The sequence below is a fragment of the Catellatospora sp. NPDC049111 genome, from assembly GCF_040648615.1.
In the GTDB taxonomy this organism is placed as follows: domain Bacteria; phylum Actinomycetota; class Actinomycetes; order Mycobacteriales; family Micromonosporaceae; genus Catellatospora; species Catellatospora aurea.
In genome coordinates this window covers 119,435-146,214 of sequence record NZ_JBEZEB010000003.1, presented here as the reverse complement: position 1 = coordinate 146,214, position 26,780 = coordinate 119,435, and the positions used below count along the sequence as shown (strand labels likewise).

Genomic DNA, 26,780 nt, shown 5'->3' with positions numbered 1-26,780 from the left:
CTGGAGACCGCGACTCTTTAAGAGTTGCGGCGGGGTGGGGTGGGGATGGGTCAGGACAGGCGCTGGGCGGTGTGGATGAGGTCGGCGAGGTCGTCGAGCGGGCGCTCGTCGAGGCGGCCGGCGGCTTCGTCGGCGATCTTCGCGAGGTCGGCCAGGTTCACGGCGCGGGCACCGTCACCGCCGCGCAGTGCCACGGCGAAGAACGCGGCCGCGTAGCAGACCTTCAGCCGGGCGTCGGCCGAGGCGAACTCTCCGGACAGGTCGCCGGCCGCGATCGACTCGTACGTCTCGGAGGGCTGCTTCGTGCTCGGGTCCAGCCATCGCACCCGCACCTCCGCGATCCGGCCCGTCGCGCCCGGCTTGAGCCGCACCAGGTAGAGGGCGGTCACCGAGTGGCCAGGGCCGACCTCGCCGCCGTCGACCCGGTCGTTGCGGAAGTCTTCGTCGGCGACCTGCCGGTTCTCGTACCCGACCAGCTCGTACGACGCGACGGTCGCGGTGTCGAACTGGACCTGCGCCTTCGCGTCCAGGGCGCGCAGCGCCAGCGTCGCGGGCAGCCGCCGCACGAAGACGTCCCGGGCCTGGCGGCGCTCGGAGACGTACACCACGAACCCGTCGCCACGGTCGGCCAGCCGCTCCATCAGCTCGTCGCCGTAGTCGCTGCCGACACCGACGCCGAGCAGCGCGATCTGCTTGTCGGCCTCCTCACGGACCTGGCGCAGCAGCCGGTCCGCGTCGGTGGTGCCGGTGTTGGCCAGACCGTCCGACAGCAGGATGACCCGGTTGCTGGAGCCCGCACGGAAGCCGTCTCGCGCGGTCTCATACCCGGTGACCAGGCCATCGCCGAGGTTGGTGCTGCCGCCTGCCCGCAGCGAGTCGATGGCGTCGTGCAGCCGCTGCTTCTCGGCGACCCGGGTCATCTCGCGGACCACCTTGGCGCGGTCGTTGAAGGTCACGATCGCCACCGCGTCGCTGGGCCGCAGCTGGTCGACGAGCGTGTGCAGAGCGTCCTGCACCAGGTCGAGGCGGTCGGGGTCGGCCATGGAGCCCGACACGTCGATGACGAACGTGAGCGCGGCGTCCTTGCGCTGCTCGCTGTCCTCACCGCGGGTCTGCAGGCCGATGCGCAGCAGCCGGGTGTCCCCGGAGGCCTCGTGCGAGGCGGGCAGCCGGGTGCCGTCCACGTGCACGGCGAAGCCGTCGCCCTTCGGCTGCGGGTAGTGCTGGTCGAAGGAGTTCACGAACTCCTCGGGCCGCACGGTGTCCGGGTCGGGCCGACGGCCGTCGCGCAGGCGGCCGGCGGCGTAGCCGTACGAGGCGGTGTCCACGTCGAGCGCGAAGGTGGACAGGTCGTCGCGCGACGGCCGCTGCGGTCCGGTCTCGTTCTGCGCGCCGTCGCCTCTGCTGGGTGGATGTGGAGCGCTGTCCGGCGCGTCGCCCGAAGCGCAGCCGGCCAGGGCGAGCAGCGCGCAGACGACGACGGCCGAGATCTTCAGTTTCATCGGGACCTCCCGTGAAGCCGGTCCGGGCCGGGTGATTCCGGCCGGGTCGGATACCGGACTTCATGGGAAGCGCAGTGATGATCATTTACCGCTTCCGTGGCACACCTGAGATGAAAGCGGAACCGGTCGTGACCAAACCGTGCGCTCGCCGTGATCTGGCGAGAATGCCTCAGATGATGCTGAGCAGGACGGTCGTCGCGCCGCCGGCCACCACGGCGGAGCAGAAGCCGATCGTGGCCGGACGCCAGCTGTCGCTGGCCCAGCGCAGCACCGCCGCCATGGCGAGCGCGCCGAGCAGCGCCAGGCCCCAGCGCGGGGCCCCGGCGATGAGGTCGCCGAGCGCGGCCGACCGCTCCGACTCGCAACCGCCGAGCCCGGCGGCCACGCAGGCGGGGTCGGACCGGCCGGAGAGCAGCAGGGCGCGCACGATCAGCACCACCAGCGGCACGGCGTAGAAGCCGGCGGCCCACAGCAGCGCGGTCCAGTAGTCGCGTTCGGTGCGGGACGGCTCGTCGTAGCCGGTGCCGTAGCCCTGACGCGTCTCCGGCGTGTGGACGTTGGCGAGGTTGTCCGGCCAGCGGTCGTCGTAGCCGTCGTAGTTCTCGCCGGTGACGTACGTGTGGAAGCCGGCGTCGGCGGGCTGGCCGTAATCCGCGGCCTGGCCGTAGTCGTCGGCGGTGCCGTACCGGTCGACGGCGTTGCGCTGCCGGGGGATGGTGGGGTCCGACGGCCCCGGCCAGCCGCCCGCCCGCACGTTGGGTGCGGCAGGCGGCTGCGCTCCCCAGCCGTCGTTCTGTGACGACCAATCCGGATATCCCACGGTCGGAGCCTGGCGGAGACCGATATCTCAGGCAATCCCCCGAACCGGCGAGAATAGGCAACTGGCGATCTTATGACCCGCGCCACGCCAGACAAAAAATCTTGAGAAGAATCTTGTTTGCACAGCCTGTGTGAATCGAAATAGCAGGTCAACGTGTTATCCACAGCCTGTGGGGGAAAGTTGTCCACAGGCTGTGCACAGGGTCCCCCACAGGCTGGGGCCGGTTGTCCACAGGTTGCCCCCAGTCTTGTCCCCGCGGGTGTTTGTGCGGGGTGATTCACGCGCCTAGGGTCAATCGAATCGGGTTGTGAGGGGAGGCGCCGTGACATCGGTCGGGGACGGCGTACGCGGGCAGTTCACCGCGGTCCAGGCAGCCCCGGCGGCCGAACAGGTGCCCTTCGAGAAGACCCCTCCGCAGGACGTCGCCGCGGAGCAGTGCGTGCTCGGCGGCATGATGCTGTCCAAGGACGCCATCGCCGACGTGGTCGAGATCCTGCGGGCGAACGACTTCTACCGCCCCGCCCACTCCACCATCTTCGACGCCGTGCTCGGCCTCTACGGCCGCGGTGAGCCCGCCGACGCGATCACCGTCGCGGCGGTGCTGGAGAGCGCCGGCGACCTGGCCCGCATCGGCGGCGCGCCGTACCTGCACACGCTTATTTCGACGGTGCCCACCGCGGCCAACGCGTCCTACTACGCCCGCATCGTCAGCGAGCGCGCGGTGCTGCGCCGCCTGGTCGAGGCGGGCACGAAGATCGTGCAACTGGGCTACGGCTCCGCGGCCGGCTCCGGCCGTGACGTAGACGACGTCGTGGACCTCGCCCAGCAGGCGATCTACGACGTGACCGAGCGCCGGGTCAGCGAGGACTTCGCGATCCTGGCCGACATGATCCAGCCGACGCTGGACGAGATCGAGGCGGTGGGCGCGGCCGACGGCAGCATGCGCGGCGTGCCGACCGGCTTCAGCGACCTGGACCGCCTCCTCAGCGGGCTGCAGCCCGGCCAGCTCATCATCGTGGCTGGTCGACCCGGTCTTGGGAAGTCAACTGCGTCAATGGATTTTGCTCGCCACGCTGCGGTTCGCGCCGATATGGCCAGTGCCATCTTCTCGCTGGAAATGTCGAAGACCGAGATCGTGATGCGTCTGCTGTCGGCGGAGGCGCGGGTGCCGCTGCACGTGCTGCGCTCCGGGCAGCTGTCCGACGACGACTGGACCAAGCTCGCCCGCTGCATGGGCGAGATCTCCGAGGCGCCGATCTTCGTCGACGACACGCCCAACATGAACCTCATGGAGATCCGGGCCAAGGCGCGCCGCCTCAAGCAGCGGCACAACCTGAAGCTGATCGTCGTCGACTACCTCCAGCTGATGAGCTCGCCGAAGAAGACCGAGAGCCGCCAGCAGGAGGTCTCCGAGCTGTCGCGTGGCCTGAAGCTGCTGGCCAAGGAGGTCGAGTGCCCGGTGATCGCGGTCAGCCAGCTAAACCGTGGCCCCGAGCAGCGCACCGACAAGCGGCCGCAGCTGTCCGATCTGCGTGAGTCCGGCTCCATCGAGCAGGATGCCGACGTCGTGATCCTGCTGCACCGCGACGACTACTACGACAAGGAGTCGCCGCGCGCGGGAGAAGCTGACTTCATCGTGGCCAAGCACCGTAACGGCCCCACCGACACCATCACCGTCGCCGCGCAGCTGCACTTCTCGCGCTTCGTGGACATGGCGATCTGACCGCAGGCCAGGCGGCATGCGCAGGCAGTGGGACGTGCTCGCGGTCATCTCCGCAGGCGGTGTGCTCGGCGCGCTGGCCCGCTACGCGGTGAACCAGGTCCTGCCGCCCTCTCCCACCGGGTTCCCGTGGGGGATCTTTCTGGTCAACGTCACCGGCTGCCTGCTCATCGGGGTGCTGATGGCACTGGTCACGCATGTCTGGCCGGGGCGGCGGCTGCTGCGACCGTTCCTCGGCACCGGCGTGCTGGGCGGGTACACCACCTTTTCCACCTATACCGTCGACATCGTGCGGTTGGCGGACGCCGGAGCGGTCGCGGTCGCGGCGGTGTATCTGGTGAGCACGCTGCTGGTCGCGTTGCCGGCGGTGTACGGCGGGATGGTGGTGACCCGATGGCTGGTACGACGGTGAACGGTCTGCGCCTGACGATCCTGGTCGGCGAGGGCGACCGGTGGCGGCACCGCCCGATGTACACCGAGATCGTGCACCGAGCGCACGCGGCCGGGCTGGCGGGCGCGTCGGTGCTGCGGGGCGTCGAGGGATTCGGCACGCACTCGCGTATCCATACCGACCGGCTGCTGTCGCTGGCCGAGGAACTGCCCATGATGGTCGTCATCGTCGACGCGGAGGAGCGCATCCGCGGCTTCCTGCCGCAGCTGTCCGAACTGAGCCTCGAAGGTCTGGTCATGCTGGACCCGGTCGAGGTGGTGCGGTGAGCGAGTCTTGCGAGTGAACCAGGTGGGCTCTGATGCGCCGGGACGACGAGCGGAGCGAGGAGAAACGGTGAGCGAGTCTTGCGAGTGAACCAGGTGGGCTCTGATGCGCCGGGACGACGAGCGGAGCGAGGAGAAACGGTGAGCGAGTCTCGCGAGTGAACCAGGTGGGCTCTGATGCGCCGGGACGACGAGCGGAGCGAGGAGAAACGGTGAGCGAGTCTCGCGAGCGAACCGGGTGGGTTCTGGTGCGCCGGGACGAGGAGCGGAGCGAGGGGGAACGGTGACCGTGCTGCTGGTGGCGCTTGGGGCCGCCGTGGGCGCGCCGCTGCGCTACCTGGTGGACCGGGCGGTGCAGGCGCGGCATGACGCGGTCTTTCCGTGGGGCACGCTGACCGTGAACGTGGCGGGTTCGCTGATTCTCGGCCTGCTGACCGGTGCGGCGCTGGCGGGGGCCGTGCCGGGCAGCGTGACGGCGCTGCTGGGCACGGGGCTGTGCGGCGCGCTGACGACCTATTCCACGTTCGGGTACGAGACGGTCAAGCTCGTCGAGACGGGCAGCTTCGGCCAGGCCTTCGCCAACGTCGCCGTCAGCGTGGCGGCCGGGCTCGCCGCCGCCACCGCCGGCTATGCCTTGACCGCCTGACGCCCGTCTGACCGGTCAGCCCACCTCGGGGTGATCATGAAGTTGTGCCGGCGACACGCCGTCGAACACGTCCTCAAGTTCATGATCAACGGGGGATGGCAGGGGTGGGCGGAGGGGGAGGGACCAGAGGGCGAGGGCGGCGGGGTAGAGGAGGTAGCCGAAGCGGGTGGCGGGCATCAGGACGATGGCCGCGAGCAGGCCGGTGGCGGTGATGAGGGCCGCCGCGCCGGCGTCGCGGGGCGGGCGGCGCAGCAGCCACACGCCGACGGCCAGGCCGGCGAGCGCGAGCAGGGCCAGCGCGACGATCCGCCCACCGGGGACGTGCTGGGCGATCAGGTAGCCGAGCAGCGGTGATGCGGCAGGGCTGGTGACCAGGCCGTGGCCGGTCGGGAAGCGGATCACGTTCTCCACGAAGGCGGCCGGATCCACCAGCAGCGCCGGGGCCAGCGTGAGCAGGGGCAGACCGGCCGCGCCCAGGGCGTAGCGGCCGCCCGATCTGCGGACCAGGGCGTACGCGCCGAGCACCAGCGCGACGGGCCAGGCGAGCAGTTTCATGGCCGCCGCCGCGCCGATCGCCACGCCCGCCCAGCCGAACCGGTCCCGGGCGGCGAGCGCGAACGCCAGCAGGCACAGCGCGAGCACCGGCAGGTCGTCGCCGCCCGTGGACAGGGTCAGCGCGCACAGCGGCAGCACGGTCGCGGCCTGTACGGCGCGCACGAGCAGCGCGTCGCGGGTGGTGCTGCCGTCGCGCAGCAGCCGTGCCGCCAGTGCCACGACAAGCGCGGTGACCAGCGCGAACCAGATCCGCGCGTCGGTCCACCAGCTGTCGCCGAAGACCGCGCGGGGCAACCCGAACACGGCCATGCCCGGCTGGTACGGCGTGTATCCGAGCAGCGGTTCGGGCAGCGCGGCGATGCCGTCGCGGCCGAGGTAGGGCGTACCGGTGTCGAGCAGGCGCCGCGCCGACTCCTCGACGACGAGCACCTCCTCCTGCGCCCGCCCGCTCATGCCGCCCGCCCGCGCCATCGCCTGCGCGACGAGCGGCACCAGCGTCACCGCCACCCACGCCCCGACCGTCACCCAAGCCCGCGCGACCTCCCCGCTCCCCCACGCCGTTCCGCCCCGGACCGCGCCGGTCAGGATCGCCGGAGTTGCCTGGCACTCGTGCGTATCTTGGGCGCCTTTTGCCCCACCTGCCTGGCAAGTCGAGTGATCATGAGCGCGACGGCGCAGGAGGAGCTGGACGAGGACGGCCAGCGTCGCTGCGGCGTAGCCCCAGACGGCGACCGCGCCCCAGGCGCGGTGCGAGGTGAGCGTGGAGCCGGCCGCGGTGGACCAGGCGAACAGCGCGGACAGGGCATACAGGCCCAGGTCGGCGGCGAGCCCACCCGCGGCGAGGTCGACCGATCGCCAGATTCGGCCCGGTGCGCTGCGGACACCGCGGTCCCCGGCCCCGCTGCTCACGCCGGGATCCCGGGGTGCGCGGCTCGGACAGGGTGCACCGGGCCGGTCATCCGCTCGTTCATGCGGAGGAGTCTGACACCTCCTGTTAGCCGCCGTTGCTGCCGGTGGTGCCCGAAGCGCGGGGGGCGCGGCCTGGGCTGCGCTTGGCGGGCATGCGCACCACGGCGGCCGGGTCGTGCAGCGGCGGGGCCAGCCGGACGGGCCCGTCGTCCGCGGTGATCAGCGCGAGGACCTCTTCGATCGGCATCGGCTTGGCGAACAGGTGACCCTGTCCGGCGGTGCAGCCCAGGTCCCAGAGCATGTGCCGCTGGCTGTCGCGCTCGACGCCCTCGGCGACCACCAGCAGGTCGAGGTGGCGGCCCAGTTCCAGGTGGGAGCGGACCACGGCCGCGGCGCTGGGGGTGTTCTCCATCTGCGTCACGAACGAGCGGTCGATCTTCAGTTCCTTGGCGGGCACCCGGGACAGCACCGACAGCGAGGAGTATCCGGTGCCGAAGTCGTCCAGCGCGATCATGCAGCCCAGCTCGGCCAGCTCGGCGAGCACCTTGTCCACGATGTCCAGCTGGCTGACGGTGTGCGACTCGGTCAGCTCCAGCACCAGCGCGTCGCCGGGCAGGCCGTGGTCGTCCAGCCGACGGGTCACCAGCGCGGGCAGCCGGCGGTCGAGCAGGCTGCGCGGGGAGATGTTCACCGCGACCGGCCACCGGCAGCCCAGCTCGCGCCAGCGCGCCGCCCCGGCCAGCGCCTGGTCGAGCACGGCGTCGGTGAACGCGGTGAGCAGGCCGGACCGCTCGATGGAGCCGAGGAAGCTGCGCGGGTCGACCATGCCCTTGTCCGGGTGCTGCCAGCGGGCCAGCGCCTCGGCGCTGATCGGCTCGCCGCTGGCCAGGTCGACGATGGGCTGGAACTGGAGGATGAACTCCTTCTCCGCTACCGCCCGCGGCAGCATGCCGCCGACGACGAGCCGGGCCCGGTCGGCGGTGTCGTTGTCGGGGGCGTACGCGGCCACCGAGCGCCCGGTGCGCTTGGCCTGGTACATCGCGATGTCGGCCCGGCGCAGCAGTTCCACGAAGCCGCCCTCGCACGGCCCGGTGGCCACCCCGGCGCTGGCCGACACGACCAGTGGCATGCCGTCGACGTCGACCGGCTCATGCAGCGTGGAAAGCAGATGCTCGGCCTGGTAGAGGGCGAGTGCGGGGGCGGGCAGGTTGCGCAGCAGCACCGCGAACTCGTCCCCGCCGAGCCGGGTCACCAGCGCCTCGTCGCCTGCGGCCGCCGACAGCCGCTGCGCGACCGCGATCAGCACCTGGTCGCCCGCGCCGTGGCCGAGGGCGTCGTTGACGTCCTTGAAGTGGTTGAGGTCGAGCACCAGCAGCGCGGTGACACCGCGCCCGCCGCGCTTGCGGTCGAGGGCGTCCTCGGTGTCCAGCTGCAGCCGCCGCCGGTTGGGCAGCCCGGTGAGCAGGTCGTGGGTGGCATCGTGCTGGTGCTGTCCGGCCATCTGCTCCAGCTGGGCGTACGAGGCCGCGTTGCGGATCGCCGTGCACAGCGCGCCGGCGAACGCCCGCAGGGTGAACTGCTCCCGCTCGGACAGGGCGACCGGGACCTGGAAGCACAGCCGCAGCTCGCCGACGCGCTCGCCGTCGTTGTCGCCGATCAGCGGGACGACGGCCGTGGTCGCCTCGTCCGCCGGGGACTGATCGGGCCGACCGTGGTAGGTGATGGCGCTCTGGGTGCCGTGGACCGACTGCTGCACGCCGTCGAGGCATACCTCGATCTCGACCCGGTCGGCGGAAAACAGGCGCGCGCCGTTGCGGACGGCGGTGTGCAGCACGGTTTCCATCTGCACGACGTTCATGGCGTCGGTGGCCTCGGCCAGCTGCTGCCAGGCCAGCCGCTCGGCCCGAGCGCGCAGGCGGCCGCGATAGGTCAGGTGCAGGCTGAACACGATCGCCGGAATGGCGATGAGCAGCTGCGGCTCGGCCCCGAGCACGGCGAGCGTGAGCACGGCCACGGCGAACCGCACGAACGCCGAACCGAGGCGCAGGTCCAGGTCGGCGAGGAAGCGGTCGCGCATGCTCGTGCCGGTCGCCAGCGCGATCACCGGAATGATCGTCATCTCGTCGGCGATCAGGGCGGCGAGGTAGGCCAGCGCCAGCGGGCCCAGGTGCTCCAGCGGCGGATCAGCGGCACCACCTGCCAGGGCCAGGGTCACCGCCGCGACGGCGCAGTTGACGATGCCCTTGGCCACGCCGAAGACGAACTTGATCGGCGGCAGTTTGCGAGTGGACTTCTCAATGGTGATGCCGACGGCGGCGCAGAGCACCGCCCACTGCGGCGGCAGCAGCACAGCTGCGATCAGCAGTGCTGAGTCTGCCCAGGTCACGTCCAGGTTGTTGGATCCCACCCGCACTCGCACCGAGGTCAGAGAGGCGAACGTGATCAAAGCGGTCAGCGCGACGGCCTGCAGGGCTGTGCGGGAGTCGACCCCGCTGCTCGCCGCGGTGCCGACGGCGACTAGCACCACGGCACCGGCGATGAGCGCGACGAAACGAACAAGCAGCTTGAGCTGCTGGTCGGCCTGCTGTGGAGCAGGGGTCTGGCTGGCCACGTCGGACCTCTTCCGTCAGAGACAGATGGTCGTGAGTGTGGACAGCCTAAGCGATTGTCAGTGCCACTCGAAGGTGCGCATCTCCGACTCCTTTCCACTCGACCCCTGTGCTTGCCAACGTCTGATGCAGAGCGTAGTTTCTGCACGGTCGATTTCTAGTGGTGCATTCACATTTCAAATAACTATGGCGATTTATCACGTTTAGTGGTGAGTCGCCTACGCATAGTGTTCGCTTCCAGTGTTCGCCCAGGAAGCAACTAGGCTCATGTCGTGACAGAAGGAACAGCTCCCTCCTCACCTCAGCTGACTCATGTGGACTCCCGTGGGGAGGCCCGGATGGTCGACGTCGCGGGCAAAGAGATCACGCTGCGTGTCGCTGTCGCGGCGGGTCGCGTCGTCACCACGCGTGACGTGCTCGATCTGCTGCGCGGGCGGGGCGTGCCGAAGGGCGACGCGCTCGGCGTGGCCCGGCTCGCCGGCATCATGGCCGCCAAGCGCACCCCTGATCTCATTCCGCTGTGCCATCCCATTGCCATCCACGGCGTCACCGTGGACCTCACCGTCACTGACGACGGTGTGGACATCCAGGCGACCGTCCGCACCGCTGACCGTACCGGTGTCGAGATGGAGGCTCTGACCAGCGTCGCGGCGGCCGGTCTCGCGCTGATTGACATGATCAAGGCGGTCGATCCCGCGGCGGCGATCGACGGCGTGCGGGTGCTGCGCAAGGAGGGCGGCAAGACCGGCCTCTGGGAGCGCGGAGCCATGCCCGCGGTTTCCCGGCCGGACCCCGGGCCAAACCTCGGTGCGCCGAAGGTACGGGTCATCGTCGCCTCGACCAGGGCGGCGACCGGGGTGTACGAGGACCGGGGCGGCCCGCTGCTCGCGGACGGCCTGCGCGCGTTCGGCTGCGAGGTGGCCGACGTGGTGGTCGTGCCCGACGGCGAGCCGGTGCGCCAGGCGCTGCGAGCGGCCCTGGCGCAGCGGCCCGACGCGATCGTCACCACGGGCGGCACCGGCATCAGCCCGACCGACCGCACCCCCGACATCACCCGTGAACTCGTCGACTACGAGGTCCCCGGCATCGCCGACGCGGTACGCGGCAGCGGAGCGACCCCGCTCGCCGCGCTCTCCCGCGGCGTCGCCGGGGTGTCCGGACGGACCCTCGTGGTCAACCTGCCCGGCTCCACCGGCGGGGTCCGCGACGGGCTCGCCGTGCTGGCGCAGGTGCTTCCACACGCCGTGGAACAGCTCCGCGGCGCGGACCATCCGGCATCAGCCGGCACCGGTGCACAGGTCTAGGGTTCAGAGCATGAGCGAGCGCGGCGGAGCGAATCATGCGCTCCCGGGTCATGCTGACGACGCGCGCGGCGAGGAGGAAGCATGACCGCTCCTGAGGACTGGGTGTCGGCCCGCCGCGGTGTGCACGCCGCGGGCTGGCGGGCGCAGCTCGCTCCGGTCACCGTGCCGCTGGCCGAGGCCGACGGGCTGACCCTGGCCACCGCCCTGGCGCCGCGCAGCGACCTGCCGGCGTTCCCCACGTCGAGCGTCGACGGCTGGGCGCTGCGCGGGCGGGGCCCGTGGCGGGTCACCGGCCGAGTGCTGGCGGGCAATGTGCCGGCGCCGCTGTCCGGTGACGGGGTCGCGGTCGAGATCGCCACCGGGGCCATGGTGCCGGACGGGACCGAGGCCATCCTGCGGGTCGAGCACTCGACGCGCAGCGGCGACCTGGTCGACGGCACCCCGAAGGCCGAGCGGGAATGGCGGATGCCGGGCGAGGAGGCCCGCGCCGGCGAGCCGTTGCTGCCCGCGGGCACGCCGGTCACCCCGGCGGTGATCGGCCTGGCCGCCTCCTGCGGGCACGACACGCTGCCGGTGCGTCCCGCCCCGCGGGCCGCCATGCTGGTCTTCGGCGACGAGCTGCTCACCTCGGGACCGCCGGCCGACGGGCGCATCCGCGACGCGCTGGGCCCGGCCGTGCCGGCCTATCTGCGCCGGCTGGGCGTGGCCTGCGAGTCTCCGCCCGCACCGATCAGGGACACCCTCGACGCGCACGTCACGGCGCTGCGGGCGGCCCTGGAGAGCGGCGTCGACCTGGTCTGCACCACCGGCGGCACCATGCACGGCCCGGTCGACCACCTGCATCCGGCGCTGGCCGACCTGGGCGCGTCGTACGTGGTGAACACGGTGGCGGTGCGCCCCGGCTTTCCGATGCTGATCGCCGCAGTGCCGCACGGCGGGCGTACCCGGTTCGTCGCCGGGCTGCCCGGCAACCCGCAGTCGGCCGTGGTGGCGCTGGTGTCCCTGGTGGTCCCGCTGCTGGCCGGGCTGGCCGGTCGGCCTGAGCCGGCGTTGCCGCAGGTCACCCTCGGCGAGCCGGTGCCGGGCCGCGGTGACTACACCCATCTGGCGCTGGTACGGATCGACCCGGTCGACGGTCTCGCCCGGCCGGTGTCCCACGTGGGCTCGGCGATGCTGCGCGGCCTGGCCGGCGCGCACGGGTTCGCCGTGATCCCGCCCGGCGCCACCGGCCGCGCCGGCGACACCGTGGAACTGGTGGAGGTGCCGTGAACCGCGTCGTGCTGGCCGAGCTGACCACCGAGCCGCTGGACGTGGCGGCGCATGAGGCGGCCGTGGCCGACCCCCGGGCGGGGGCGGTGGTCAGCTTCGCGGGTGTGGTCCGCGACCACGACCACGGCCGGTCCGTGGCGACGCTGACCTACGAGTCGCACCCGAGCGCCGCAGACGTGCTGCGCGAGGTGGCTCAGGAGCTCGCCGACGACCCCGACGTCTACGCCGTGGCGGTGTCCCACCGGTACGGCCCACTGAAGATCGGTGACGTCGCGCTGGCGGCCGCGGTCTCCACGGCGCACCGCGCGGCGGCCTTCAACGCCTGCGCCCGCCTCGTGGACCTGGTCAAGCAGCGCCTGCCCATCTGGAAGCACCAGACCTTCACCGACGGCACCGACGAGTGGGTCAACTGCCCCTGACGCCAGGGTCTGCAAAACAGGGAAACTGCTGCTTCCGTGAAGGTGGAAGCAGCAGTTTCCCTGAAACTGGGTCAGCGCTCGGCCGGCGCGCCCGCGGTGGCGGGCTCCTTACGGGCCGGGACGACGGGGGCGGGGCGGGTGGCGGGTAGGCGTGGGGCGGTGTTGCCGCCGAACGCCGGTTCGGCGCCGGGACGAGACGGCAGCGCCGCGACCAGTGCGATCAGCGCGATGGCGAGCGAGTTCTCGGCCAGCATGCCGAACAGGCCGTCGGCGTAGTGCGACACGGCCGGGAGCTGGTGCTCGTACGGCCAGATCGGCGAGATCAGGAACAGCAGGTAGAGCGCGATCGCCGCACCCGCGTGCCGTGCGCCGACCAGCGCCGGGAACCAGATCGGCTCGCGCAGCCCCGGCGTGGACCGTCCCCGGGCCGCCAGCCCGCGGCTGGCCGCGCGGCGGCGCAGCGCCTGGTCGGCGAGCGCGACGACGGCCGGCACGACCCAGACCAGGTGGTGCGTCCAGGAGATCGGGCTGACCACGTTCGCGGTCAGGCCGACCAGGGTGAACGCGATCAATTCGTCGCCCTCGGCGTGCGCCGCGGCGGCGCGGGTCAGCCCCACGGCGAGCAGCACCAGCGCGAACGCGATCCAGAGCACGCTGGGCGCGGTCGCGGTGTCGTACAGCCGCGACAGCAGGCCGGCCAGCGACTGGTTGGGGGTCATGTCGGCGACGCCGACCCGCTCCGTCTGGAAGATCACGTGTCCCCAGTACAGGGCGGACTCGTGCGGGACGATCACCCATGCGGCGGCGGTGGCGGCCAGGCCCGACAGCGTCGCCGTCAGCGCGGCCCGCCACTGCTTGCTGACCAGGAAGTACACGATGAACAGCGCGGGCGTCAGCTTGATCGCCATGGCGATGCCGATGCCGACGCCGGCCCAGCGCCAGCCCTTGCGCAGCGCCACCAGGTCCGCCATGATCACCGCGAACAGCAGCAGGTTCACCTGGCCGAAGCCGAGCGTCTCGCGCACCGGTTCGATCGCGGCGAACAGCGGCAGTGCGACGGCGACGGTCAGCCAGCGCGGCCAGCCGCACCGGTCGGCGACGGGGATCAGCAGAGCGGCGAGCACGACACCCAGCGCGACCAGGCCGAAGAACAGGTTGAACAGTCCCGCGGCGGCAGGTGTCAGCGCGGCCATGGGCAGCATCAGCAGGGCCGCGAACGGCGGGTAGGTGAACCCGAGCGTCGTGTCAGGTGCGATGAACTCGTACAGCTCTCCGCCGCCGCTCCACCACACCACCGCGCCGTGATAGATCTTCATGTCGAAGAAGTCGTACCACCGTCCGAAGTTCTGCTCCGTCACCCAGGCGGCGTAGCAGATGGCGGCGACGATGCCGACCCGGACGAGCGTGCGACGATCCCACTGGGGGGATCTCCAGTCACGGATGATTCGGGGGGTCCTGGTGAGGCGGGGCAGACTGCGCACGCCGCGTGCCGGCATGGCGTCGCCACCTCCTTTTAGGGGTCGGGTCTCGGTAGCCCGTTCGTGTCTGCTGAGCAGCCTAGAACGGCGCACCACTCCAGTACCTCCCGTGTTACCCGACCGTGTCCGATCCCACACGACTTTGCGACATTTCTAGCTGGTTAACGCAGCCTGCGAAGTTAAGGTGATTGGCGTCACACTGGTACCTCTGGCTGCGAAAACGCACGCTCTGTATGTCGCAACGGCACGGACCGGAACGAAGAAACGCCGATGTCTGGCGGGCTCACCCTGCCCCTACCCGGGATCAGCCCAGATGTAACTGCGTCGACGCCTTCTCCTGTGCCTTGCGCAGTGACTTCTTCGCCGACTTCTGGGCGTCGTGCACGGCTTTCCGGCCCCGCCAGCCCAGGCTGGGCGAGCCGGCGGTGTCCACGGCGGCCAGTAGCAGCCCGGCCAGCAATCCGAGATTTTTGGCGAAATGCACCATCTCGTTGTTGCGCTGCTCGGGGTTCTCGATGCGCCAGAACGGATGGCCGACCACCGTGGCGGGGATGAGGGTGCCCGCCAGCAGGGCCGCGGCGGGCCGGGGCGCGGTGCCGGTGGCCAGCATCGCACCGGCGACCACCTGGACGCCGGCGTTCACCCGGACCAGCGTCTTGGTCTCCGTGGGCAGCCGCGGGTCGACGGCTTCCAGCAGCGGCACGACCTGCTCCGCGAGGGGCTCCGCCTTGACGGCGTACCGGTCGGGTTTCAGCAGCGCCTGCGCGCCGGCCGCGATGAACAGCCCGCCGAGCAGGGCCCGAGCGACCCCTCGTACTGGTCTCATACCGCCATTATCAAGGACGTTCGCCCATGCACAGGACGAAATCCAAACCCTCCAGTTCGCTGTCGAAGAAGTAGTGGTAGCGGTAGTCCTTCACGCCGGCGCACTCGCCGGTGTCGCTGGTCGCGTCGAATCGCGCCAGCACCTCCAGCGCGCCCGGCGCGCATTCGGTCAGCACGAGTTCGGGTTCCTTCTCGCTGCCCTGGTTGGCCACGCAGTCACCCGGCTGGGCGAACCGCGCGGTGCGCGGTGGGCCGGAGGGGGTCGCGGTGGCGACGGGGATCGGCGGGGCGGCGGAGCCGAACGGGTTCGGCACGATCTTGAGCGCGACGAGCACGCCTACGAAGATCACCAGGGACGCTGCCAGCAGCGCGATGCCGATGACGGCGGGGCCCCGGCCGCCCATGCGTGGCCGGGGTGGGGCCTGCACGATCGGCAGCAGCTCGGTCGGCTGCGCCAAGGGCTCGGGCGGGAATCGGTCAGGGGTGTGCAAAGCATGGCTCCGCTGAGACGAGATCGGGGTCGTGCCAAGGTACCGTGCGCGACATGCCCCTCGATTCCTCCGTCACGATGTTGTCATTGGCCGCGGGTGCATTCTTCGGCGCGGTGACGCCACGGGTGGCCTACCGGTTGTCGGTGTCCTGGGGCGAACCTGCGCTGCCCGGCTGCGCGGGATGCGGGCAGGCGTTCGCCACCGGGCCGGCCGGGTGGTGGCGGTTCGCGGCGCGCTGCGCCTCCTGCGGGGTACGGCAGGGGCCGAGTCCCTGGTGGACCGTGCCGGTGGGGGCGCTGGCCGCCGGGGCGACCGCGGCGAGCCTCGCGGGCCACGGTTGGGCGCTGGCCGCCGGGTTGCTGCTGAGCGTTGCCGGAGTGCTGCTGGCGGCGATCGACCTGGCGGTGCAGCGGCTGCCCGATCCCATCGTGTGGCGGCTGGCGGTGGCCGTCGCGGTGCTGCTGGCGCTGGCGGCCGCGACCGGGGGCGGCTGGTCGGCGTACGGCCGCGCGCTGGCCGGCGGCGCGGCGCTGCTGAGCGCGTTCGGACTGCTGGCGCTGCTCACCGGCGGCCAGATCGGACTCGGCGACGCGAAGGTCGCGGGGGTGTCGGGACTGCTGCTCGGCTGGCTCGGCTGGGGCGCGGTGCTGTTCGGCGGCCTGCTGGCCCTGCTGCTGAACGGGGCCGTCGCCGTCGTGCTGCTGGCCCTGCGGCGGGTGACCTGGCGCGGTTCGCTGCCCATGGGCCCCGCCCTGCTGGGTGGCGTCCTGCTGGCCCTGGTCGCGGCCGGCGAGCTGGCACAGGTGTCCTGACCCGACGCCCCCATGATCGTCCGACTTGCCAGGCACCTGTGCGTATCTTGAACGCGCTCACGCCCACCTGCCTGGCAAGTCGGACGATCTTGCCGGACGCGGCGGGCGGGCGGGATCGTCAGATGAGATACAGGCGGGCCGCGGCCTGGAGGGCCTGGGTCCGGTTGTGCACGCCGAGCTTGTCATAGAGGCGGGCCACGTAGGTGCGCACCGTCGACTCGGTCAGCCGCATGCGCACCGCGATCGCGGCCAGGCTGCCGCCCGTGTTCAGCTGCTGCAGGATCTGCTCCTCCCGCGGGCTCAACGCGGTGGACCGGGTTCGGCGGCGGGCCATCGCCTCGGCGAGGTTCGGCGCGGTGAACGAGGCCGGGGCCACCGCCGCATGCCGCACCGCCGACATCAGCAGCTCCACCGGCGCGGAGCGCGGCAGGTACGCCGACAGCCCGGCCTGCAGCGCCTGCAGCAGCAGCCCGTCCTCGGCCGGGCCGGTGAGCACCAGCCCCAGCGTCGGCCGGGCGGCGCGCAGCTCGGCGGCCAGCTGCAGCCCGCCCTGGCCGGGGATGGCCGCGTCGATGGTGACGACGTGCGGGTCGAGGTCGCCGATCAGCTCGCGGGTCTCCTCGCCCGTGGCGGCCTGGCCGACCAGATCGATGTCGGGATGGGTCGAACAGGCGAAGCTGTACCCCAGCCGCACGAGCGTGACGGGGTCAACCGTGATCAGCTTCACTGACAAGGGGGGCTCCTCGTGACGCTGCGGACACTTCCGTCCTACTGAGCGCCGTCGGGCCCGCCGGTGTCACTGTCACGTCACCGGAGTCATTCGTTCGGGTGTCACGGTTCGTCAGATAAGGCGAAGCTGCTGGTCACGAGGCCGCCGTGGAGTGAGGTCGCCGAGCTGCTCCAGCAGGCCCGCGTCGACCGCCGCCAGGAACGGCGTCGGCCGGCAGTCTCGCTCGCTGCCGTAGCGGACCCGCCGCGCGGCGTGGCTCAGGTAGAGCCGCCGCTGTGCCCGGGTCAGCCCGACGAAGAACAGCCGGCGCTCCTCGGCGACCTCCGCCTCGGTCGGCGCGGAGCCGGGCAAGCGCAGCGGCAGCAACCCGTCCTCGCAGCCGGCCAGGAACACGACCGGGAACTCCAGGCCCTTGGCCGCGTGCAGCGTGAGCAGAGTGACCGCCTCGGCGCGCGGGTCCAGGGCGTCGACCTCGGCGCCGGTGGCCACCTCGCCCAGGAAACGCTGCAGATCCTGACCGCAGCGCAGGGCCAGCGGGGTGAGCAGGTCCACGGCCGCCCACACCTCGTCCGGCTCGGGCGAGCCGCCGCCCAGCGCGGGCCGCTCGATGAGCACCTTCGCGGTCAGCTTCAGGCGCGCGGCGACCGAGCCGGTCAGGCCGGTGGCCAAGCGCAGCTCGGCCAGCAGGGTGTTCACTCCGGCCCGGCTGCGCAGCCGGTCGTGCGAGCGCTTCTGCACCGGCACGCCCGCCCGGGACAGCGCGTCCACGATCGCGGCGGCCTGCGCGTCGGTGCGGTACAGCACCGCGATGTCGTTGAACGACACCGTCGTGCCGGTCACCCCGCGCACGTCGGCCTTCGTCCGGTGGGACACGCCGCCGACCAGCTCGTCGACCTTGCGGGCGATGAAGGCGGCCTCGTCGGCGGGGCTGCTCGCGGCGTACTGCCCGATCAGCGCCGCCTCGGGGTCGACCTTCGCCGGGTCCAGGCGGCGGCCCGGCACCAGCGAGCTCGGCGCGATCGCCTGCACCGCGGCGGCGAGGATCGGCGCCGACGAACGGTAGTTGCGGGTCAGCCGCACCACCCGGGCGTCCACGAAGTCGCGGGAGAACTGCAGGAAGAACGACACGTCCGCGCCGCGGAACGAGTAGATCGCCTGATCCGGGTCGCCGATCGCGCACAGGTTGCCGTCGCTGGGCACCAGCAGGCGCAGCAGCGCGTACTGGTCCGGGTCGACGTCCTGATACTCGTCGACGAACACCCACGGCCAGCGCGAACGCAGCTTGTCCTGCACCGACGGCTGCGCCTTGAGCAGCGCCACCAGGCGCGGGATCAGCTCGTCGAGGGTCACGCCCTCGCCGCCGGGCTCGTCCACGACGACCAGGTCGGGCTCGTGCTCGCGCAGCACCGACAGGGCCAGCGAGTGGAACGTCGACACGGTCACGTCCTCGGCGACCGGGCCGAGCAGCCCGCCCAGCCGGTGCCGCAGCTCCTCGGCGGCCCGCCGGGTGAACGTGATGGCCAGGCAGTCCTCGGGGTAGACGTTCATCTCCGCGCACAGGTACGCCAGTCGGTGGGTCAGCGTGCGGGTCTTGCCCGTGCCCGGCCCGGCCACGATCAGCAGCGGCCCGCCCGGGGCGGACGCGGCGACGCGCTGCATCGCGTCGAGGCGGTCCAGCAGCCCGGTGCCGACCTCCTCCATCCCGGCCAGCATCGGCTCGAACGGCTCGTGCGGCGACGGCTCCGGCGGCAGCGGCGGCGCGGAGACGGGCTTGCTGCGGCGTACCGCCGGCTTGCTCGCGGCCTGCTTCGGCGCACGGGCCTTGCGCGGCGCGGGCGCGATTGGGGCGACCGGCAGGTCGAACAGGGTGTCGGCGGTGTCCTGCGGGCGCAGCTCACCGGGCTCGAAGAGCCGGATCACGCCGTACTCCCCGTCGTAGCCGGGCACCCGGTGCACCCGACCGGCGCGCAGCCGCCGCAGCGCCTCGCCGAGCAGTTCGCCACCGACCGCGGTGACTTCGTCCAGCGGGGCCTCCATCAGGATGGACAGCTCCGAGCCCAGCGCCGCGACCAGCGCGTTCACCCGGCCCTCGACGGTGCGGGTCTTCGGGCCGACGCCCTCCAGCTCGCCGACGATCTCGGGGAGCTGCACCAGGTGGGTGACCGGACGCGCGTTCGGCGCGGGCATGCCCTCCGGCCGGTCGGCCAGCGCCTCGACCCGGGCCAGCACACCGATGGTCAGCGGCCGCTCGCACACCGGGCAGATGCCGTTCGTCGCCCGGGATTCGGCCGGGGTCCAGTTGATGCCGCAGTCGCGGTGCCCGTCCCCGTGGTACTTGCCCTCTTCGGGGAAGAACTCGATCGTTCCGGCCATACCGGGCGCACCGGCCAGCGCGGCCTTCAGCGCGTGGTAGTCCAGCGCGCAGTCGAACCGGGTCGCCTCCCGGGCCAGCGCCTGCGGCGAGTGCGCGTCGGAGTTCGAGACCAGGGTGTACCGGTCCAGGCTGGACACCCGGTGGTTCATCGCCGGGTCGCTGGACAGGCCGGTCTCCACCGCGGTGATGTGCTCGGCGAGGTCGGCGTAGCAGTCGGCGATCGCGTCGAAGCCCGACTTGCTGCCCAGCGCGGAGAACCACGGCGTCCAGATGTGCGCGGGCACCAGGTAAGCGTCCGGGCTCGCCTCCAGGGTGATCTCCAGCAGGTCGCGGGAGTCCAGGCCCAGGATCGGGCGACCGTCGCTGGCCAGGTTGCCGACCCGGCCCAACCGGTCGCGGAAGCGCTGCGCGGATTCGAGGTCGGGCAGGTAGATCAGGTGGTGCACCTTGCGGGTGCGGTCGCCCCGCTTGTAGATCGTGGAGATCTCGGAGCTGAGCATGAACCGGGCCGGCTCCCCGGCGGCCAGCCGGGCGGGCAGCCGCTGCGACACGTCGCGCTCGGCCTCGGGCGAGAGTCGGAACAGGCCGGGCTCCGCCTCGCGCAGCGAGTCGCGCAGGTGCTCGTACCAGGCGGGGTGGGTGACGTCGCCGGTGCCCAGCAGGGCCACGCCCTTGCGCCGTGCCCACCAGGCCAGCGTGGGCAGGTCGAGGTCCTTGCTGCACGCACGCGAGTACCGCGAGTGGATATGCAGATCAGCAGTCCAGACGGGGGGCACGCAGCATCCTGACATGCCCGGCCCGTCCGGTGGCACCCGCCACGCGCGTCAGTGAGAGTTGTTACCTACATCGCGCGCAGTTCTACCAATGTGATATCCGGGGGTGCGCCGACCCGCACCGGCGGGCCCCAGAACCCGGCACCGTTGGTCACGTACACCTGGGTGCCGTCGACCTCGCCGAGTCCGGAGATGACCGGCTGCTGCAGGGCCGCGATCAGGTTGAACGGGACCATCTGGCCGCCGTGGGTGTGCCCGGACAGCTGCAGGTCCACGCCGTGCTTCGCGGCCTCGAAGGCCTGGATCGGCTGGTGGGCGAGCAGCACCACCGGCTTGCTCGGGTCCCGGTCGCCCAGCGCCTTGCCGAAGTCCGGCCCGCCCTCGCCCAGATCGCCGCCGCTGACGTCGTTCACGCCGGCCAGGGTCAGCCCGCGGATCTCCAGGCGTTCGTTCTGCAGCGGCCGCATGCCTAGGCGCTCGACCTCGACCAGCCACTCCTCAGCGCCGGAGAAGTACTCGTGATTGCCGGTGACGAAGTAGGACCCGTCGCGGGAGCGCAGCTCGGCCAGCGGCGCGGCCTCGTCGCCCAGCTCGGCGACGGTGCCGTCGACCATGTCACCGGCGACGGCGATCAGGTCGGCGTTCATGCCGTTGATCGAGCGTACGATGCGCCGGCTGTGCTCGATGCCGGTCAGCGGGCCCAGGTGGATGTCGCTGACCAGGGCGATCTTGTAGCCGTCCATGCTCCGGGGGAGCTTGGCGAGCGGGATCTGCACCCGCTTGAGCACGGGGTCGCCGAGCGCGGTCTTCACGCCGTACGCGGTGATGCCGGTCGCGGTCAGCCCCGCGAAGATCGCCGCACTCCGCGCGATCAGCAACCGCCGACTCGGATCGGCCGGCCCGTCCGGTGTCGCCGGTGCGGGCGCGGACGGCAGGCCGGGCTCGGCGAGCGCGGTCTCGGCCTGTCCGGGCTCGGCGCCCGCGGCCACGCCGACGGCAACGGGCGCGGCGGCCTGGTCGGCGACCGGCGCGGTGGCGCGGCGGGCCCAGGTGCGGTTGGCGATCACGCGGGGGATCTCCAGCACCAGCAGCGTGACCAGCAGGTAGAACAGGACGGCGAGCCACATGTAGCCGACCATCGGGATGACCCAGGACGCCTTCGCTCCGATCACCCGCGGCACGATGAACGCCGCCAGCAGCGCCAGCGCCAGCCCGATGATCACCGCGGCGCCGATCCGGCGGCCACGGGTCGTCGTAGTGGTGTCCTTGAACAGGCGCTTGTACAGGTACCAGTGGATCGGGCCGACCACGACCAACACCATGCTGAAGAACATCAGCGCTTGCAGCACCACGGGGGTCTTCCTCTCACCCGCCGGCGAAGGGCGGGAGCACGTCCACTGTCGCGCCGGACGGCAGAGGCGCGCGGCGGTCGTGCCAGGCTAGCCCGTCAACCAGGAAGCTGGCTGAAAGCAGCACCCGGCTCAAGGCGTCCCCGTGGGCCGCACCGAGCTCCTTGATCAGCTGCGCGAGGTCCTGTCCAGCGGGCAGCTGCTCCTCGGTGACCCCGGCGGCGGCGCGGGCTCCGGCGAAGTAGCGGATCGTCAGCACTCGTCATCCTCCGATGGCGGACATGGGGCGCACGGGCTGGAGGAACGACGGGTCGTCGATGCCGTGGCCGGGCAGTTTGCCCCACATGGCGGTACGCCAGCGCGCGGCGATCTCCTCGTCATCCGCCCCGCCGCGCAGCAGCCCCCGCAGATCGGTCTCCCCGGTCGCGAACAGGCAGTTGCGCACCTGGCCGTCGGCGGTGAGCCGGGTCCGGTCGCAGTCGCCGCAGAAGGGCCGGGTCACCGAGCCGATCACGCCGACCTTCGCCGGGCCGCCGTCGACCAACCAGGTTTCGGCCGGGGCACCGGCCCGCTCGGCCGGGTCGGGGCTGAGATCGAACTCGGCCTCCAGCGCCGCCAGGATCTCCGCCGCGGTGATCATCTGCTCGCGGCTCCAGCCGTGCTGGGCGTCGAGTGGCATCTGCTCGATGAAACGCAGCTCATACCCGTGCGCGACGGCGAAGCGCAGCAGCGCCGGGGCCTCGTCGTCGTTGATGCCGCGCAGCAGCACCGCGTTGAGCTTGACCGGGGTCAACCCGGCCGCGGCGGCCGCGGACAGCCCGTCGATCACGTCGTCGAACCGGCGGCGCAGCGCGATGGCGGCGAAGCGCTCGGGGTCGATGGTGTCCAGGGAGACGTTGACCCGGTCCAGCCCGGCGTCGCGCAGCGGCACGGCCAGCCGGGCCAGTCCGATGCCGTTGGTGGTGACCGACAGCTTCGGGCGCGGGGTGAGTGCGGCGCTGCCCGCCACGATGCCGACGATGCCGGGGCGCAGCAGCGGCTCGCCGCCGGTGAAGCGCACCTCCTCGACGCCGAGCCGGGTCACCGCGACGGTGATCAGCCGCAGCACCTCGTCATCGGTGAGGATCTCCTGCTTGGGCAGCCAGGGCAGCCCTTCCGGGGGCATACAGTACGAACAGCGCAGATTGCAGCGATCTGTCAGTGAGACCCGCAGATCCACGGCACGTCGTCCGTACCGGTCGATCAAGCCTGTGCTGGCAGAGGTCACCTGACGAACCTATCGCGTCACAATCGGAATGCGCGTCCCCTGGTCACCTGGCAGGATCGCCGCCGTGTTGCTGACCCTCTCGACGACCCACACACCCGCCACCGACCTCGGCTTCCTCCTCGTCAAGCATCCCGACCGCGTGCACAGCTTCGAACTGAGCCACGGCACGGCCACCGTGCTCTACCCGGAGGCGAGCGAGCAGCGGTGCACCGCCGCGCTGCTGCTCGAGATCGACCCGCAGCGGCTCGCCGACACCCGCGCCGACGGGCAGCAACTCAACCAGTACGTCAACGACCGCCCGTACGCCGCGTCCAGCCTGCTGGCGGCCGCGCTCAATCGGGTCTTCCGAACCGCCGCGCGCGGTGTCTCCAAGGACCGGTCCGAGCTGGCCGCGACCGCGATCCCGCTGTCGATCCGGGTGCCGTCGCTGCGCGCCAAGGGCGGCCTGAAGCTGGCCGAGCGCCTGTTCGCCCCGCTGGGCTGGACCGTGCGCGGCGAGGTGCTGCCGCTGGATCCGGCGTTCCCCGAGTGGGGCGACAGCCGGTACGTCGACCTGACCCTCGACGGCGAGCTGCGCCTGGCGGACGCGCTCAACCACCTCTACGTGCTGCTGCCCGTGCTCGACGACGCCAAGCACTACTGGGTCGCGCCCGACGAGATCGAGAAGTTGCTGCGGGCCGGGGAGGGCTGGCTCGCCGGGCACCCCGAGCGCGCGCTGATCATCCGGCGCTACCTGGCGCACAGCCGGGCGCTGGCGGCCAAGGCCGACGCGGCGCTCGCGCCGCTGGAGGAGGCGCCCGCCGACGACTCCGTCGCCGAGGGACCGGTGGTGGAGAAGACCAAGCCCTTGAACGTACGGCGGCGCGCCGCGGTGCTCGCCGCGCTGGCCGAGACCGGGGCGACCCGGGTGCTCGACCTGGGCTGCGGCGGTGGTGCCCTGCTGGGCGACCTGATCCGGGAGAAGCGCTACACCGAGATCGTCGGCGCGGACGTGTCGCCGAAGGTGCTGGAGATCGCCGAGCGACGGCTGCGCCTCAAGCGGCTGCCCGACCGGCAGCGCGCCCGGATCAAGCTGGTCCAGTCCGCGCTGACCTACGTCGACGAGCGGCTGCGCGGCTACGACGCCGCCGTGCTGATGGAGGTCATCGAGCACCTCGACCTGCCTCGGCTGCCCGCGCTGTGCGCCGCGGTGTTCGGCGACGCCAAGCCCGGCGCGGTCATCGTGACCACGCCGAACGTCGAGTACAACGTGCGCTACGAGACCCTGCCCTCCGGCGGCCACCGCCACGACGACCACCGCTTCGAATGGACCCGGGCCGAGTTCGCCGCCTGGTGCGACCAGGTCGCCGCCGAGTACGGCTACACGTACACGCTACGGCCCGTCGGCGACGAGGACCCGGAGGTCGGCGCTCCGACCCAGCTCGCCCTGTTCACCAAGACCACCGTTGCCGAGGAGGTGCCGGCATGACCACGACGGTCACGCTGCCCGAGCTGTCCCTGGTCGTGCTCGTCGGGATCTCCGGTTCGGGCAAGTCGACCTTCGCCCGGGAGCACTTCCTGCCGACCCAGGTGCTGTCCAGCGACGCGTTCCGGGGCCTGCTGGCCGACGACGAGAACGACCAGGCCGCCACGAAGGACGCCTTCGAGGTGCTGCACCTGGTCGCGGGCAAGCGCCTGCGGGCAGGCCGGCTCACCGTGGTCGACGCGACCAACGTGCAGCCGCACGCCCGCGCCGCCCTGGTCGAGGTGGCCAAGGCGCACGACGTGCTGCCCGTCGCCGTGGTCATCGACACCCCCGAGGCGGTCTGCTGGGAGCGCACGCAGGCCCGGCCGGACCGCACGTTCGGGCGGGAGGTGCTGCGCCGCCAGCACCGCGACCTGCGGCACTCGCTGAACAAGCTGGCCCGCGAGGGCTTCCGCAAGGTGTACGTCGTCAGCGACCCGGCCGCCGTCGAGCTGCGCTACGAGAAGCTGTTCAACGACCGCACCGAGCTGACCGGGCCCTTCGACCTCGTCGGCGACGTGCACGGCTGCCGCGCCGAGCTGGAGCAGCTGCTCACGGCGCTCGGCTGGGAACTGACCCGCGACGACTCCGGCCGGGCCGTGGACGCGAGCCACCCGCAGGGGCGTACCGCCGTGTTCGTCGGCGACCTGGTGGACCGCGGTCCGGACTCCCCCGGCGTGCTGCGCCTGGTCATGAACATGATCGCCGGCGGCCGGGCGCTGTGCGTGTCCGGCAACCACGAGAACAAGCTGCTGCGCCACCTGCGCGGGCGCAAGGTGCAGCTCACCCACGGGCTCGCCGAGACCGTCGCGCAGCTGCAGACCGACCCGGTCGACGGCCTGCCCGGCTTCCTGGACGGCCTGATCAGCCACTACGTGCTCGACGGCGGGCGGCTCGTGGTCGCGCACGCGGGCCTCAAGGAGGCCTACCACGGTCGCGCCTCCGGCCGGGTGCGCTCCTTCGCCATGTACGGCGACACCACCGGTGAGACCGACGAGTTCGGCCTGCCGGTGCGCTACCCGTGGGCGCAGGAGTACCGCGGCCGCGCCATGGTCGTCTACGGGCACACGCCCACCGTCGTGCCCGAGTGGCTCAACAACACCATCTGCCTGGACACCGGCTGCGTGTTCGGCGGCAAGCTCACCGCGCTGCGCTACCCCGAGCGGGAGCTGGTCGAGGTCGACGCGGCACAGGAGTACTACGCGCCCGCCCGCCCGCTGCACCCCGCCGCCCTGCCCGACCGGGCCGCGGGCGCGCTGCGGCTGTCCGAGGTCACCGGCCGCCGCCACGTGCAGACCCTGCACGGCACCGTCACCGTGCCCGCCGAGCACAGCGCGGCGGCGCTGGAGGTGATGAGCCGGTTCGCGGTCGACCCGCGCTGGCTGCTGTGGCTGCCGCCGACCATGGCCCCGTCGTCGACGTCGGCCGTGGACGGCTACCTGGAGCACCCCGCCGAGGCGCTGGCCGACCTGCGGAACGCGGGCGTACACCGGGTGATCTGCGAGGAGAAGCACATGGGCTCCCGCGCGGTCGTGCTGGTCTGCAAGGACGCGGCGGTCGCGGCCAAACGCTTCGTCGACGACGGCGGCACCGGCGTTATCTACACGCGTACCGGGCGGCCGTTCTTCGACCCGGAGCGCACCGAGCAACTGCTCGGCAAGGTGCGCGACGCGGCGACCACGGCGGGGCTGTGGGCCGAGCTGGACACCGACTGGCTGCTGCTCGACTGCGAGCTGCTGCCCTGGTCCGCCAAGGCGCAGACCCTGATCCACCAGTACGCCGCCGTCGGCACCGCGGGTCGCGCTGCGCTGCCCGCGGCGCTGGACGTGCTGTCCGCCGCCGCGGCCCGTGGCCTCGACACGGGCGCGCAGCGGGAGCGGCTTGCCGGATCGCTGCGTGACGTGAACGCCTTCACCGACGCCTACCGCCGGTACGTCGCCCCGACGGACGGGATCGCCGGCATCACACTGGCCCCGTTCGCGGTGCTGGCGGCCGAGGGCAAGGCCTACCTCGACGCCGACCACGGCTGGCACCTGTCCGTCGCGGACCGGCTGGTCGAGGCCGACCCGGCGACGTTCACCCCGACCCGCCGCCTGGTCCTCGACCTGCCGGCCCGGCCGGCGCGGACCGACCGGGCGGCTGCCGCCGATCCGACGGACGCGGCAGCCACCGACGCGGCGGCCACCGACCCGACCGGCGGGTCGGACGCGGCCGACGCCGAGGCGGCCTTCGCGGACGCCGTGGCACGGGCGACCGACTGGTGGCTGGAGCTGACCGGCTCCGGCGGCGAGGGCATGGTGGTCAAGCCGTACGCGGGCCTGTCCGTGCGCGGAGCCAAGGGCCTCGTCCAGCCCGGCGTGAAGTGCCGGGGCCGGGAGTACCTGCGCATCATCTACGGCCCGTCCTACACCGAGCCCGCACAGCTGGCCAAGCTCCGCGAGCGCAAGCTCGGCCGCAAGCGTGCGCTCGCCCTGCGCGAGCACGGCCTCGGCCTGGCCGCTCTGGACACGGTCGGCCGCGACGGCCCGCTCTGGCGCGTTCACGAACTCGTCTTCGCCATCCTCGCCAGCGAATCCGAACCCACCGACCCCCGCCTGTAACGCCCCGTCAGCCCAAAGGAAGGGCACCTTCCCATCGCCATACGTAGAGGAAGGTGCCCTTCTTAACACCTATGGCCGGATGGCCAGGGCGGGGTGGTGCCGGGCGCGGG

General features: G+C 72.0%; 22 protein-coding genes. 10 read left to right on the top strand and 12 right to left on the bottom strand.

Features of this window, described 5'->3' with window-relative positions:
• Nucleotides 1–50: 50 nt before the first annotated feature.
• On the bottom strand, nt 51–1,502 hold the full coding sequence (locus AB0B66_RS05510) for a von Willebrand factor type A domain-containing protein (RefSeq protein WP_360523348.1): 1,452 nt from the start codon (nt 1,500–1,502) through the stop codon (nt 51–53).
• 169 nt (nt 1,503–1,671) lie between these two features.
• Nucleotides 1,672–2,322, bottom strand: coding sequence for a hypothetical protein (locus AB0B66_RS05505; RefSeq protein ID WP_360523345.1), 651 nt, complete (start codon nt 2,320–2,322; stop codon nt 1,672–1,674).
• Between the two features lie 391 nt (nt 2,323–2,713).
• On the opposite strand from AB0B66_RS05505, the gene dnaB reads away from it, so the two are divergent.
• From dnaB to crcB (AB0B66_RS05485), 4 genes are all read left to right on the top strand, one after another.
• Nucleotides 2,714–4,045 (top strand): replicative DNA helicase, encoded by a 1,332-nt coding sequence (gene dnaB / locus AB0B66_RS05500; RefSeq protein ID WP_239120468.1) that lies wholly within the window; start codon nt 2,714–2,716, stop codon nt 4,043–4,045.
• Between the two features lie 16 nt (nt 4,046–4,061).
• On the top strand, nt 4,062–4,454 hold the full coding sequence (gene crcB / locus AB0B66_RS05495) for a fluoride efflux transporter CrcB (protein WP_360523342.1): 393 nt from the start codon (nt 4,062–4,064) through the stop codon (nt 4,452–4,454).
• Complete coding sequence (locus AB0B66_RS05490) at nt 4,436–4,759, top strand: DUF190 domain-containing protein (protein ID WP_360523339.1); 324 nt, start codon at nt 4,436–4,438, stop codon at nt 4,757–4,759. Before crcB (AB0B66_RS05495) ends, AB0B66_RS05490 begins: the two co-directional genes overlap by 19 nt.
• A 280-nt stretch (nt 4,760–5,039) precedes the next feature.
• Nucleotides 5,040–5,402 (top strand): fluoride efflux transporter CrcB, encoded by a 363-nt coding sequence (gene crcB, locus AB0B66_RS05485; RefSeq protein WP_360523336.1) that lies wholly within the window; start codon nt 5,040–5,042, stop codon nt 5,400–5,402.
• Nucleotides 5,403–5,417: 15 nt separating this feature from the next.
• On the opposite strand, the gene AB0B66_RS05480 is transcribed toward crcB (AB0B66_RS05485), so the two are convergent.
• Both AB0B66_RS05480 and AB0B66_RS05475 read right to left on the bottom strand, forming a co-directional pair.
• Nucleotides 5,418–6,866, bottom strand: coding sequence for a glycosyltransferase 87 family protein (locus AB0B66_RS05480; RefSeq protein WP_360523333.1), 1,449 nt, complete (start codon nt 6,864–6,866; stop codon nt 5,418–5,420).
• An 85-nt stretch (nt 6,867–6,951) separates the two neighbouring features.
• Nucleotides 6,952–9,477 (bottom strand): EAL domain-containing protein, encoded by a 2,526-nt coding sequence (locus AB0B66_RS05475; protein WP_360523330.1) that lies wholly within the window; start codon nt 9,475–9,477, stop codon nt 6,952–6,954.
• A gap of 303 nt (nt 9,478–9,780) precedes the next feature.
• Between AB0B66_RS05475 and moaCB the strand changes: the two genes are divergently transcribed.
• The 3 genes from moaCB to AB0B66_RS05460 all read left to right on the top strand — a co-directional run bounded on the left by moaCB (nt 9,781) and on the right by AB0B66_RS05460 (nt 12,467).
• On the top strand, nt 9,781–10,779 hold the full coding sequence (moaCB, locus tag AB0B66_RS05470; protein ID WP_360524136.1) for a bifunctional molybdenum cofactor biosynthesis protein MoaC/MoaB: 999 nt from the start codon (nt 9,781–9,783) through the stop codon (nt 10,777–10,779).
• Nucleotides 10,780–10,860: 81 nt separating this feature from the next.
• The gene (locus AB0B66_RS05465; RefSeq protein WP_360523327.1) at nt 10,861–12,048 is read left to right on the top strand and encodes a molybdopterin molybdotransferase MoeA; all 1,188 of its coding nucleotides are present in this window, start codon (nt 10,861–10,863) and stop codon (nt 12,046–12,048) included.
• Nucleotides 12,045–12,467, top strand: coding sequence for a molybdenum cofactor biosynthesis protein MoaE (locus tag AB0B66_RS05460; RefSeq protein ID WP_360523324.1), 423 nt, complete (start codon nt 12,045–12,047; stop codon nt 12,465–12,467). The genes AB0B66_RS05465 and AB0B66_RS05460 overlap by 4 nt, the downstream gene beginning before the upstream one ends.
• A gap of 71 nt (nt 12,468–12,538) precedes the next feature.
• Here the strand turns inward: AB0B66_RS05460 and AB0B66_RS05455 are convergent, their stop codons facing one another.
• From AB0B66_RS05455 to AB0B66_RS05445, 3 genes are all read right to left on the bottom strand, one after another.
• Complete coding sequence (locus AB0B66_RS05455; RefSeq protein WP_360523321.1) at nt 12,539–13,963, bottom strand: glycosyltransferase 87 family protein; 1,425 nt, start codon at nt 13,961–13,963, stop codon at nt 12,539–12,541.
• Between the two features lie 286 nt (nt 13,964–14,249).
• The gene (locus tag AB0B66_RS05450; protein WP_360523318.1) at nt 14,250–14,771 is read right to left on the bottom strand and encodes a DoxX family membrane protein; all 522 of its coding nucleotides are present in this window, start codon (nt 14,769–14,771) and stop codon (nt 14,250–14,252) included.
• A gap of 10 nt (nt 14,772–14,781) precedes the next feature.
• Nucleotides 14,782–15,261 carry a hypothetical protein gene (locus AB0B66_RS05445; RefSeq protein ID WP_360523315.1) on the bottom strand — a complete coding sequence of 160 codons (480 nt, stop codon included), beginning with the start codon at nt 15,259–15,261 and terminating at the stop codon, nt 14,782–14,784.
• 53 nt (nt 15,262–15,314) lie between these two features.
• Between AB0B66_RS05445 and AB0B66_RS05440 the strand changes: the two genes are divergently transcribed.
• The gene (locus AB0B66_RS05440; RefSeq protein WP_360523312.1) at nt 15,315–16,073 is read left to right on the top strand and encodes a prepilin peptidase; all 759 of its coding nucleotides are present in this window, start codon (nt 15,315–15,317) and stop codon (nt 16,071–16,073) included.
• Between the two features lie 118 nt (nt 16,074–16,191).
• Here AB0B66_RS05440 and AB0B66_RS05435 read toward each other — a convergent pair whose 3' ends face one another.
• The 5 genes from AB0B66_RS05435 to moaA all read right to left on the bottom strand — a co-directional run bounded on the left by AB0B66_RS05435 (nt 16,192) and on the right by moaA (nt 22,566).
• The gene (locus tag AB0B66_RS05435; RefSeq protein ID WP_239168017.1) at nt 16,192–16,800 is read right to left on the bottom strand and encodes a response regulator transcription factor; all 609 of its coding nucleotides are present in this window, start codon (nt 16,798–16,800) and stop codon (nt 16,192–16,194) included.
• A 114-nt stretch (nt 16,801–16,914) separates the two neighbouring features.
• Complete coding sequence (locus AB0B66_RS05430; RefSeq protein WP_360523310.1) at nt 16,915–19,968, bottom strand: UvrD-helicase domain-containing protein; 3,054 nt, start codon at nt 19,966–19,968, stop codon at nt 16,915–16,917.
• A 50-nt stretch (nt 19,969–20,018) separates the two neighbouring features.
• The gene (locus tag AB0B66_RS05425) at nt 20,019–21,299 is read right to left on the bottom strand and encodes a metallophosphoesterase (RefSeq protein WP_360524133.1); all 1,281 of its coding nucleotides are present in this window, start codon (nt 21,297–21,299) and stop codon (nt 20,019–20,021) included.
• 16 nt (nt 21,300–21,315) lie between these two features.
• Nucleotides 21,316–21,558 carry a MoaD/ThiS family protein gene (locus AB0B66_RS05420; RefSeq protein WP_360523307.1) on the bottom strand — a complete coding sequence of 81 codons (243 nt, stop codon included), beginning with the start codon at nt 21,556–21,558 and terminating at the stop codon, nt 21,316–21,318.
• Between the two features lie 3 nt (nt 21,559–21,561).
• Complete coding sequence (moaA, locus tag AB0B66_RS05415; protein WP_360523304.1) at nt 21,562–22,566, bottom strand: GTP 3',8-cyclase MoaA; 1,005 nt, start codon at nt 22,564–22,566, stop codon at nt 21,562–21,564.
• A gap of 64 nt (nt 22,567–22,630) precedes the next feature.
• Here moaA and AB0B66_RS05410 point away from each other — a divergent pair, with 64 nt between their 5' ends.
• The gene (locus AB0B66_RS05410; protein ID WP_360523301.1) at nt 22,631–24,034 is read left to right on the top strand and encodes a 3' terminal RNA ribose 2'-O-methyltransferase Hen1; all 1,404 of its coding nucleotides are present in this window, start codon (nt 22,631–22,633) and stop codon (nt 24,032–24,034) included.
• Nucleotides 24,031–26,670: a polynucleotide kinase-phosphatase gene (locus tag AB0B66_RS05405; protein WP_360523298.1), complete on the top strand. Its 2,640-nt coding sequence runs from the start codon at nt 24,031–24,033 to the stop codon at nt 26,668–26,670. The genes AB0B66_RS05410 and AB0B66_RS05405 overlap by 4 nt, the downstream gene beginning before the upstream one ends.
• Nucleotides 26,671–26,780: the final 110 nt, after the last annotated feature.